At 40.7% G+C, this 12,159-nt stretch carries 6 protein-coding genes; all 6 read left to right on the top strand.

From position 1 onward, the window contains the following. Positions 1–28 precede the first annotated feature (28 nt). The 6 genes from BACINT_RS12895 to BACINT_RS12870 all read left to right on the top strand — a co-directional run bounded on the left by BACINT_RS12895 (position 29) and on the right by BACINT_RS12870 (position 12,156). Positions 29–2,806: a SusC/RagA family TonB-linked outer membrane protein gene (locus tag BACINT_RS12895; protein ID WP_044155236.1), complete on the top strand. Its 2,778-nt coding sequence runs from the start codon at positions 29–31 to the stop codon at positions 2,804–2,806. 13 nt (positions 2,807–2,819) lie between these two features. Continuing rightward, complete coding sequence (locus BACINT_RS12890; RefSeq protein WP_394330157.1) at positions 2,820–4,493, top strand: RagB/SusD family nutrient uptake outer membrane protein; 1,674 nt, start codon at positions 2,820–2,822, stop codon at positions 4,491–4,493. Between the two features lie 133 nt (positions 4,494–4,626). Further along, positions 4,627–5,847 (top strand): glycoside hydrolase family 88 protein, encoded by a 1,221-nt coding sequence (locus BACINT_RS12885; protein WP_007663815.1) that lies wholly within the window; start codon positions 4,627–4,629, stop codon positions 5,845–5,847. 76 nt (positions 5,848–5,923) lie between these two features. After that, positions 5,924–9,292, top strand: coding sequence for a glycoside hydrolase family 2 TIM barrel-domain containing protein (locus BACINT_RS12880; protein ID WP_007663813.1), 3,369 nt, complete (start codon positions 5,924–5,926; stop codon positions 9,290–9,292). Positions 9,293–9,763: 471 nt separating this feature from the next. Next, complete coding sequence (gene cysQ, locus BACINT_RS12875) at positions 9,764–10,585, top strand: 3'(2'),5'-bisphosphate nucleotidase CysQ (RefSeq protein ID WP_007663812.1); 822 nt, start codon at positions 9,764–9,766, stop codon at positions 10,583–10,585. A gap of 17 nt (positions 10,586–10,602) precedes the next feature. Further along, complete coding sequence (locus BACINT_RS12870; RefSeq protein WP_007663809.1) at positions 10,603–12,156, top strand: SLC13 family permease; 1,554 nt, start codon at positions 10,603–10,605, stop codon at positions 12,154–12,156. Positions 12,157–12,159: the final 3 nt, after the last annotated feature.

The raw sequence follows: 12,159 nt of genomic DNA, 5'->3' as shown, positions 1-12,159 counted from the left end.
TTTCTGGAACTTAGAAATGAAAAATATTATGAATAAAAAGATCAATATATTTTTGGCTGGCGTACTGTGTTCACTTGGCGTAATGGCTCAGGAAGACACACTGATAGTCCGTCAGAATGATGAGGTGGTAGAAATGGGACGTACTATTACCATGGATGCAAGAGAGATGACCGGTGCAGTTTCTGTTACAACGAATCTCTCACATAAGAACAGCATAAAACCATCTAACCAGTTATTTGGTACGCTTCCCGGGCTACAGGTTTTGCAAAAAGCCGGTACGGTTTGGGAGAATGGCGCAACGCTGTATATACGTGGAAATAGTTCTTTGAATTCCAATAGTCCGTTGGTGCTGGTGGATGGTTTTGAACGTTCGATTGATGAATTGAGTTCTGAAGAAATAGAATCAGTCAGCGTTTTAAAGGATGCTGTGGCTACCAGTTTGTATGGCATAAGGGGTGCAAATGGTGTTATTCTTGTGAAAACAAAACGAGGATCGGTAGGTGCACCTAAGATCACTTTCTCTTATGAATTTAATATGGCTTCTCCTAAGCGTTTGCCTAAATTTGCTGACGGGTATACGTATGCCATGGCATTGAATGAGGCGATGGAGAATGATGGCTTGGCTCCCCGCTATTCGGGTACGGAACTGGATGCATTCAAGAATCAGACTTATCCGGGTGTTTATCCGAATGTAGATTGGTTGGATGAATCTTTGAGAGACATGAGTTACGGTGATAATGTGAATTTCACAGCACAAGGAGGAAGTCAGTTTGTACGTTACTATACGATGCTGAACTTCCTGGATAATAGAGGTCTATTGAAACCGACATCAGATAACGATGGTTATTCTACGCAGTTGAAATATTCAAGACTGAACGTCCGCACAAATCTGGATATCACGGTAAGTCCAACGACTACTGTACAGTTAAATTTATTGGGTAATTTCACGGAGCATAATCGTCCGGGCGAGAGCACAGATAAGATTTTCAATGCCTTATTCCAGGTACCTTCAGGTGCATTTCCTGTAAAGACAGACAGGGGTATATGGGGTGGTACAACTAATTATTCCAATAATCCGGTCGCCCTTATTTCCGGTAGAGGATATGCGCGTTCTCAAACGCGTGCCATGTATGCGGATGTGAACATGAAGCAGGATTTGTCTGCTATACTTCCCGGTTGGTCGGCAGGTTTTAAAGTAGGTATAGATAATACCGCTTCATATTGGGACAATAATACTAAAGAATTTGGCTATGAGTCCGCATCTGTTGATTTTGCAACCGGTGAGAATATCTATACAACCCTACGTAATGAAGGAACTTTGGGTTTCTCGAAGAGTGTAGGTTCGGTTGCCACTCATTTTAACCTGGAGTTTTATACCAATTATATCAAACAATGGAATAAACATAGTTTAAATGCAACTTTGCTGTACTCTATGGATAAGGCAAAAACAAAAAGTCAGAACTCCGGACGTGCATTTATGGATATAGTGGGTAGTGCACACTATGCTTATAATAACCGTTATCTGGTTGATTTCTCATTATCGGGTTCTGCTTCCAGCATACTTGATCCGGATGATCGTTGGGGAATTTTTCCTGCGATAGGTGCAGGTTGGATTTTGTCTGAGGAGAATTTCATGAAGAGAGATTGGCTGAATCTTTTAAAGGTCAGGGCTTCTTATGGTATTTCCGGTCGTGCTGACTATGGTGTAAATCTGTTCCAGAATATTTATGGCAGTGGAAATTCTTACTATTTCCAGAATGCCACTAATGTGCCTTCTTCTTCATCCGGTATGAAGTTTACTCAGTTGGGAATTGATGGGTTGACTTATGAGAAATCCCATAAACTGAATGTCGGTATTGACTTCAGGGCTTGGAATAAGTTGACGATGACCTTAGATGCATTCTACGATCACCGTACAGATATTCTGGTGAGTAGTGGTGGTTCTGTTTCCCAGATATTCGGTATGTCTGTGCCTCAGATCAATAATGGTGTTGTCGACAATAAAGGTATTGAAGCTTCTTTGGCGTGGGATGATAATATCGGTAACTTTAAATATCATCTGGGTGGGCAGTTCACCTTTACCCGCAATAAAATTAAAAATCAGAATGAAGAATATCGCCCGTATGATTATCTCAAACGCACAGGAAGTTCTATGAACCAAATTTTCGGTTATGAAGTGATAGGGATCTATAAATCTCAGGATGAAATAGATAATCGCGGTGTGGAGCAATTGTTAGGTGATGTACGTCTGGGCGATCTGATGTTTAAGGATCAAAACGGTGACAATAAAATCGATGCCTATGACCAGGTACCTTTAGGTTATAATGCAACTTGTCCTGAAATCTATTATTCATTTGATTTAGGATTGGAGTACAAAGGTTTTGGTGTTTATGCACTGTTTCAGGGTGTAGGTAATTATAGTAAAGTATTGAATACGGCAAGTGTTTACCGTCCGATTGTCAACAACAATACAATCTCTACTTATTATTGGGAAAACCGTTGGAGTGAATCGAATCCTAACGGAACCTTGCCTCGCCTGACTTATTCCGGATCGGATAATAATTACAATACTAACTCTATGTGGGTGTCCGATGCTTCTTTTTTGAAGTTGAGAACTTTGGAGTTGTACTATAACTTCCCAACGAAGTTGTTGAAGAAGACTGGTTTCCTGGCTGGCGTGAAAGTTTTTGCTCGTGGACATGACTTATTCTGTCTGGATGGAATTGATCTTCGTGACCCGGAATCCATCGGTACAGAACATCCTACTATGACTCAATATGCATTCGGATTTAATCTATCTTTCTAAAAAAATGAATGTTATGAAACTAAAGAAATTATTTGCAATATTTATCTCTGTCAGTTTGTTGGCATCCTGTGATTTTATGGATTGCAATGAATCGGATTACTACTCTTTGAAAGAAATTCAGGGAAGCTATAATCGCGTTAAGCAATTTGTAACAGATGTTTATGGCTATCTGCCTTCGAACTTTTGTAATATCGATGGTGCCATGCTGGATGCTGCCACAGATGATGCGGTTCATATTTATGAATCATCTAATATAAAGCGTTTTGTGAATGGTACCTGGTCGCCTAATTATACGGTTGATGATCAATTTGCCAATTATTATAATGGTATCCATGACGCCAACTTCTATTTGGAAAACCTGACGGGGTTGAAATTTGAAACATGGGAAAATACCAACGATTATGATAACTGGATGATCACTTATCCTAACTTTGAATATGAAGTTCGCTTTCTGCGTGCCTATTTCTACTTTGAATTGGTCAGACGTTATCAAAATGTACCTCTGATAACTAAGGTTGTCACTCAGGCTGAAGCCAATGCGGCAGAACCTGCTTCGGCAGAACAGATCTTCGATTTTATTATTTCGGAATGCACGGAACTGTCTACACTTCTACCTGTAGATTATACCAAAATGCCTGGTAGCGAGTATGGACGTGCAACGCGAGGTGCGGCTTTGGCACTAAAGGCACGTGCCGCTTTGTACGCTGCCAGTCCGTTATTTAATTCCGGTAATAATAAAAGTAAGTGGGTGGCTGCTGCAGAAGCTGCTTATGAAATTATTGGTCAGAGTTCTGCATTAGGTTATAAGCTGGATGCCAGTTTCTCAAATCTGTTTGGTGCTACTAATACGGCAAGTAATGAAGTGATCTTGGTACGTCCTACAGGAACAAGTACCAGTTTTGAAGCAGCCAACTTTCCTATGGGTGTAACAGGTGGTAAAACAACTACCTGCCCGACGGAAAACCTGGCAAGTGCATTTGAAATGGCAACAGGTGAGGAGTTTGACTGGAATAATGAAGCTATGAGTCAGAATCCTTATACAGGCAGAGATCCCCGTTTCTATTTGACGATTGTGCATAATGGTATGACATGGCCGGCTAAGAATGCAGTGGAAATTCATGAAGGCGGTGCCAATGGTTTGCCTTTAACGAATGCTACTTCCACCGGTTATTATTTGCGTAAGTATGTAAATAACAGCATCAGTTTTGAAGCTGGTTCTTCCTCTGCTGCAACTCATCACAACTGGGTATTATTTCGCTATGCTGAAGTTCTGTTGAACTATGCAGAGGCCATGGTGAACGCTTATGGTGATATTAACTATACTACGGATAAATGTGGTATGACTGCCTTGGCAGCAGTGAATGCGGTTCGTGGCAGAACGGGTGTGAATATGCCGGCACTATCAGATATTCTATCTTTTGATGAGTTCCTGAAACGCGTGAAACATGAGCGTAGAGTAGAACTCGCCTTTGAAGGACATCGTTTTTGGGATCTCCGTCGTTGGAAAGAATTGGCTGAATCCAAAGATGTTTATGGAGTGAAAATAACAAAGAGCAATGATGAGGTAAGCTATAAGAAGTTTACGTTGGAGTCCAGAAAGATAAGTGATAAATTGTATTTCTATCCGATATCAAATACGGAGCTCTTTAAAAATAGTAATCTGAAACAGAATCCTGGCTGGGAATAATAAAGTTCATATAAGAAAGGTCATTTTGGTTCTGTAATACAGGTATTGGCCTTTCTTATATAAATTTTTATTTGATTGGATTTTATAGATTGATTAATATGCAATCATTAATTGAATATATAAAATATATAGAATGAAAGTATTTTACGTTTTGTGCATATCGGTATTAGTGTTGATAGCATGTAGTGGAGGAGAAGATACGAGTATTGTAGAACAAGGTTTTACCAGGGCGGAACAACAACTGTCCAATCAGTTGAAGGCTGTGCCTGAAGCTACCGAATATCCTCGTACGATAGGTAAAGACGGGAAACTGAAGGTAACTCGTAAAAATGATTGGACGGAAGGTTTTTATCCCGGTTGTCTGTGGTATGTATATGAATATACCAACAAAGAAGATTGGAAAAAGGCCGCAATAAAGTGGACGGAGTCGCTTGAACCCCTGAAGAAAATGACCAATCATCATGATATTGGTTTCTTGATGTATTGCAGTTTCGGGAATGCATATCGTTTAACCGGAAATGAGGCTTATAAAGATGTGTTAGTCGAATCTGCCCGTTCGTTGTGTACTCGTTTTAATGAGAAAACAGGTTGTATTAAATCATGGAATTATCGGAAATCCTGGAATGGCAAGGATGAATGGTTTTATCCGGTCATTATCGACAATATGATGAATCTGGAATTGCTGTACTTTGCTACGAAAGTGACAGGAGATTCTGTTTACGCAAAAGTGGCTAATCGTCATGCTGAGACGACAGCTAAGAACCAGTTTCGTGAAGATTACAGCAATTATCACGTTGTGAATTATGATGCCGAAACCGGTGAAGTTTTAAATCAAGCCACTTGCCAGGGCTTTTCAGATAACTCGGCTTGGGCTCGTGGACAGGCATGGGCTATCTATGGCTATACAATGGCTTATCGTGAAACTCACCGGCAAGATTTTCTCGATATGGCAGTTCATACAGCCGATTTCTGGCTGAATCACCCGAACTTGCCGGAAGATGGCATTCCTTATTGGGATTTTAATGCAGGACAAGAAGACTATGTGCCTGATTGGAATTATGACCCGGAAATCTTTAAGGTAGTACCACGTGATGCTTCGGCTGCTGCTATTGTTGCTTCTGCCTTTTTAGAATTATCAGGTTATGTAACGGACGGTAAGAAGTATAGTGCCGCTGCGGCACATATATTGAAGTCTCTTTCATCTCCTGCCTATCTGGCCGAACCTGGAACGAACTGCAATTTTATACTGATGCATAGCGTTGGAAGTATTCCACATGGTGAAGAAATAGATGTTCCCCTTATCTATGCAGATTATTACTATTTGGAAGCTTTGATGAGATACAAGAATATGTAAAAAAGATGATAAAAAGTTCTTTGTATTAAGTAAAAGATTAATTTTGTAAATAATTTGTGTAACATAATCTAATGGTATGAATAAAGGTATAGTAATTTTATTGGGAGTATGCATGTTAGGTAGCTCTGTGCTGGCAAATGCAGGTGATAATAAAATGCATACTCTTCCTTATTGGCAGGACATACAGACTGTTTCTGTGAACAGGGAGTCTCCCCGTACGGCTTTTATGACCTATGATAGCCGTCAGAGTGCATTGAGTGGGAAATATGAGAATAGTAACTTCTATAAGTTACTGAATGGGACATGGAAGTTCTATTATTCGGATTCACATCGTAATTTGCCGGTAGATGCTGTGCAGGAAGTAGCAGATATGAAAGGGTGGAATGATATTCAGGTTCCTGGCAACTGGGAAGTGCAAGGATATGGTGTACCTATTTATACCAATCACGGGTATGAATTCAAAGCGCTGAATCCACAGCCTCCGCAATTGCCGGAAGATATACCGGTAGGTATTTACCGACGGGAAATTACTGTACCGCAAGATTGGATGTCACGTGATATTTATTTGCATATTGCGGGTGCTAAGTCCGGTGTTTATGTCTATCTGAATGGACAGGAAGTTGGATATAATGAAGATTCCAAGAATCCTGCAGAGTTCTTGATAAACAAATATATAAAGAACGGTAAAAATACATTGGTTCTGAAAATATTTCGCTGGAGTACGGGGTCATATCTGGAGTGTCAGGATTTCTGGCGTCTGAGTGGTATAGAACGTGATGTATTTCTTTACTCTCAACCTAAAATTGCCGTGAAAGATTTCCGGGTAGTTTCTACATTGGATGATAGTTACACGAACGGTATTTTTAAATTGGCTGTCGATATTCGTAACAACGCCGCTACAGATAAAAACTTGCAAGTGTTGTATGAGTTGATAGATAAAGCTTCCGGAAAAGTGGTTGCTAATGCTACGGAGAGTTGTATCGTGAAAGGCGAAGATATTCAGACAGTGACATTTGGTGCAAATTTATTTGGAGTAAAGACCTGGACGTCCGAGGGCCCTAATCTCTATAAAATGCTGATATCATTGAAAGAAGAAGATAAAGTGACGGAAATCGTTCCTTTCAATGTCGGTTTTCGCCGTATCGAGATCAAACAGATTGACCAGATAGCTAAGAATGGGAAACCGTATGTGGTGTTAATGATTAACGGACAGCCCCTGAAACTGAAAGGTGTCAATATCCATGAGCATAATGAACACACCGGACATTATGTAACGGAAGAACTGATGCGTAAGGACTTTGAGTTGATGAAACAGCATAATTTGAATACGGTTCGTCTTTGCCATTATCCGCAAGACCGCCGCTTCTATGAATTATGTGATGAATATGGATTGTACGTTTACGATGAAGCCAATATAGAATCGCATGGAATGTATTATGACTTGCGTAAAGGCGGAACACTGGGTAATAATCGGGAATGGTTGAAGCCACACATGTATCGTACAATGAACATGTATGAACGCAATAAGAATTATCCTTCTGTAACATTCTGGTCTTTGGGTAATGAAGCCGGCAATGGCTACAACTTCTATCAGACTTATCTTTGGCTGAAGGATCAGGATAAAGAACTAATGGACCGCCCCGTAAATTATGAGCGTGCACAGTGGGAATGGAATTCGGATATGTACGTACCGCAATACCCTAGTGCAGAATGGTTGCGATATATTGGAGAAACAGGTTCTGATCGCCCTGTAGTTCCATCGGAATACTCTCATGCTATGGGTAATTCAAATGGTAATCTGTGGGATCAATGGAAAGAAATCTATAAATACCCAAATCTTCAGGGTGGATATATTTGGGACTGGGTGGATCAGGGAATATCGGAAACTGATGAGAACGGTCGTAAATACTGGACATACGGAGGAGACTATGGAGTAAATATGCCAAGCGATGGTAATTTCTGTTGTAATGGTCTGGTGGGGCCCGACCGTAAGCCGCATCCTGCTATGGCAGAAGTGAAGTATGTACATCAAAATGTAGCATTTGATGCTGTTGATGTAGCTGCCGGTAAGTATCGGGCTATAAACCGTTTCTATTTCACTAATTTGAGAAAATATACTATTCGTTATGAGCTGCGTGCCAATGGCATCCCTGTTAAAAAAGGAAGTTTGACTTTGGATGTAGCACCTCAGGAGGAAAAAGAATTCTCAATTCCGGTGAAGAATGTGAACGGAAAAGCGGGAGTTGAATACTATGTACATTTTAGTGTGGTTACCACTCAGCCTGAGCCATTGATACCGGTAGGATACGAAATTGCTTATGAACAGTTCAGATTGCCGGTAGAAGCAAATAAGATTGCATATAAAGCAGCAGGACCGGACCTGGGTTGTAAAGAAGAGGGGAGTACTTTAGTCGTTTCTTCTCCTAAAGTGTATTTTGCGTTTGACCGTACTTCCGGTATGGTTACTTCCTATAAAGTAAATGGGTTTGAATATTTTGATAAAGAGACAGGTGTGCAACCTAATTTCTGGCGTGCACCCAATGATAATGATTACGGGAACAGTAACCCGAAGCGTCTGCAAATCTGGAAAGCTTCAAGCCATAACTTTAAAGTGAGCAATGCTGCTGTGAGAATGGAGGGAAAGAATGCACTACTGAATGTGGTATATGATTTACCTGCCGGAAATCAGTATTGTGTCGATTATAAAATATATCCGGATGGAGTGGTGAATGTGGCCGTGAAGTTTACTGCTACTGACCAGGAGGCTGTGAAGACTGATGTGCCGGAGGATACTCATCTTGCGACTTATACTCCCGGTAAAAAGAAAGAAAAGAAAGACAATCTTGAAGTACCTCGTATCGGGATACGTTTTCATATACCGCAGGATATGAATATGGTAGAGTATTTCGGTCGTGGTCCGGAAGAAAACTATATAGACCGTAATGCCGGAAGCATGGTAGGGCGCTATAAGACTATTGCCGACTCAATGTATGTGGATTATGTTCGTCCGCAAGAAAACGGACATCGTACAGATACGCGTTGGGTTGTCTTGTCAGATAAGAGCGGACGTGGTTTGTTGGTACAGGCAGATAAGACTATTGGTTTTAATGCATTGAAAAATACAATTGAAGATTTTGATGCGGAAGATTCATCCCGTCCATATCAATGGCGGAACCGTTCTCCGGAAGAAATCGAAAACCATGATCTGGATGAGGCTAAAAATGCGATGCGGAAGATGACTCATGTGAATGACATTATTCCCCGGGATTTTGTAGAGGTGTCTGTTGACATGAAACAGCAAGGAGTGGCTGGTTATGATAGTTGGGGAGCAAAAGTGCAACCGGGCTATACAATACCTGCCAATCAAAATTATGAATGGGGATTCACGTTTGTGCCGATAAGGGCAAAAGCAGACGTTGATAAATCACTTCGTTATGATTATTGAGTGGATTGGTGATTTATACCTGTAAGTAGTAAATATGAACAAAAGGCAATGCTTGTGAGTTCAGTCGTATATTTAACCTGTTTCAATCGTATACTGAACCTGTTTCAATCGTATACTGAACCTGTTTCAGTCGTATACTGAATTACTGTTATTATACTATGTCTGATAATCAATGGTTTGTAAAGCTCCTATTTGGCGTTAATAAATGAAGACAATCGTTACTTTGTAATATATGCAAAATAGGCATAGGTAAAAGTTTAGTTGTTTTCTGGAAAAATAGCCGGAAAAGAAACTGTTTTTGGGATAAGGTACTTCAATATTAAGTTGAAGTACCTTTTTTGTTTTATCGATTGTGAAAAGTGCTTATAAATATATCATGTAGTTTAAAAGAAGTTATAAAACTGAGGGTGGAAACTTTTGAGGATGAAAAAGTTTTTAATTTTGCACACTATATAAGTATAGATACCATATATGGAACAACGATATATATTAAACGCGATAGATGCAGCTCTGCACGCCGGTGCGGACATTCTCTCTATCTATAATGACCCGGCATCAGATTTTGAAATTGAAAAAAAAGCGGATAACTCTCCTTTGACCATTGCCGACCGTAAAGCTCATGAAACCATTACCGGATATTTGAATGCTACCCCTTTTCCTGTTTTGAGTGAAGAAGGAAAGCATTTGCCTTATACTGAGCGCTGTGGATGGGATTCTTTATGGATTGTAGACCCGTTGGACGGAACAAAAGAGTTCATAAAGCGGAATGGTGAGTTTACTGTAAATATAGCATGGGTGAGCCATTCAGTGCCGGTAATGGGGGTGATTTATCTTCCGGTGAAGCAAGAACTCTATTTTGCAGAAGAACATATCGGTGCGTATAAGTTATCCGGCATTACTTCACGCGGAGATGTTTCATTGGAGGAATTAATGGCATCTGCTACCCGTTTGCCTGCTGAGGCTGCAAGAGATAAATTTGTAATCGTTGCTTCCCGCTCACATCTGACGCCTGAAACAGAATCCTACATTGAAGAGATGAAACGTCAGCATGCTGAGGTCGAATTAATTTCAAGTGGCAGTTCTATAAAAATTTGCCTTGTAGCAGAAGGAAAAGCAGATGTATATCCTCGTTTTGCACCTACTATGGAGTGGGATACTGCTGCCGGACATGCCGTTGCACGTGCGGCAGGAATGGAAGTCTATCAGGCGGGAAAAGAAGAACCGCTTTGTTACAATAAAGAGGATTTGCTGAACCCATGGTTTGTGGTTGAGCCTAAGCGAATGAAGTATTAACAAGATACAATGAATCTATGACATTTGAGATAATATTCGTGCTTTTGTCACTTTTGGGTATGGTTGTTGCATTAGTTTTGGACAAAATGCGTCCAGGAATGGTGTTGTTTTCCGTTGTAGTCTTGTTCTTGTGTGCAGGTATTCTGAGCCCTAAAGAAATGCTGGAGGGGTTTAGTAATAAAGGAATGATTACCGTAGCCATGTTGTTTTTGGTTAGCGAAGGTATTCGTCAGTCCGGAGCATTGGGACAAGTAATCAAAAAGCTACTTCCTGTGGGGAAAACAACTGTGTTTAAGGCCCAGTTGCGCATGCTTCCCACTATCTCTTTTATATCTGCTTTTCTTAATAATACTCCTGTTGTTGTAATCTTTGCCCCGATTATCAAACGTTGGGCAGAATCGGTAAAACTACCTGCTACCAAGTTTTTGATCCCTCTTTCGTATGTAACTATTTTGGGCGGTATCTGTACCCTAATAGGAACTTCTACTAATCTGGTAGTACATGGTATGATATTAGAGGCTGGTTATGAAGGCTTCACCATGTTTGAGTTGGGCAAAGTCGGCATCTTCATAGCTATTGCAGGTATTATTTATTTGTTTCTGTTCTCTTCCAAACTTTTGCCTGATGTTCGTACGGATGCGGTAAAATTGGATGACGACCAGGAGGAGGATAGTAGCTTGCATCGGGTTGAAGCAGTGCTTGGCCCCCGTTTTCCGGGTATCAACAAGAAATTGGGTGAATTTAATTTTAAACGTCACTATGGTGCTGCTGTTAAGGAAATCAAGCGAAGCGGACAGAGCATTACGGAGAATCTGGATAATGAAGTCCTGCGCGATGGCGATACGCTGGTGGTGATGGCAGATGATTCTTTCGTTCAGACTTGGGGAGAATCCTCAGTGTTCGTTCTGTTGGCTAATGGTAAAGACAACGAGCCGGTTCCCGGAAAAGGAAAACGTTGGTTTGCTCTTATTTTGCTGATATTAATGATTGCCGGAGCTACAGTAGGGGAGTTACCGGTTGTGAAAGAAGCATTTCCGGATATTAAGCTGGATATGTTCTTCTTTGTTTCTGTGACTACTATTATTATGGCATGGACAAAAATCTTCCCGGCGCGTAAATATACCAAATACATTTCTTGGGATATTCTGATAACCATTGCCTGTGCTTTTGCCATTAGTAAGGCGATGGTGAATTCCGGTGTGGCAGATGTGGTGGCAAGTTATATCATCGGCCTGACTGAACATTACGGACCGCAGGTGTTATTAGCTGCCGTGTTTATTATCACGAACTTATTTACTGAGTTAATCACAAATAATGCAGCAGCAGCATTGGCTTTCCCGTTGGCACTTTCCATTTCTTCGCAGATGGGCGTTAGCCCTATGCCTTTCTTTGTGGTAATTTGTATGGCTGCATCTGCCAGTTTCTCCACGCCGATCGGATACCAGACAAATCTGATCGTGCAAGGTATAGGAAACTATAAGTTTACCGATTTCGTTCGCATTGGTTTGCCATTGAATATTATAGCATTCTTGATATCCATATTCCTGATACCATTAATTTGGCCCTTTTAATTT

Source organism: Bacteroides intestinalis DSM 17393, from assembly GCF_000172175.1.
GTDB classification, from domain to species: Bacteria; Bacteroidota; Bacteroidia; order Bacteroidales; family Bacteroidaceae; genus Bacteroides; species Bacteroides intestinalis.
The sequence above is the reverse complement of the archived record's forward strand: the minus strand, read 5'-3'. Positions and strand labels throughout refer to the sequence as shown.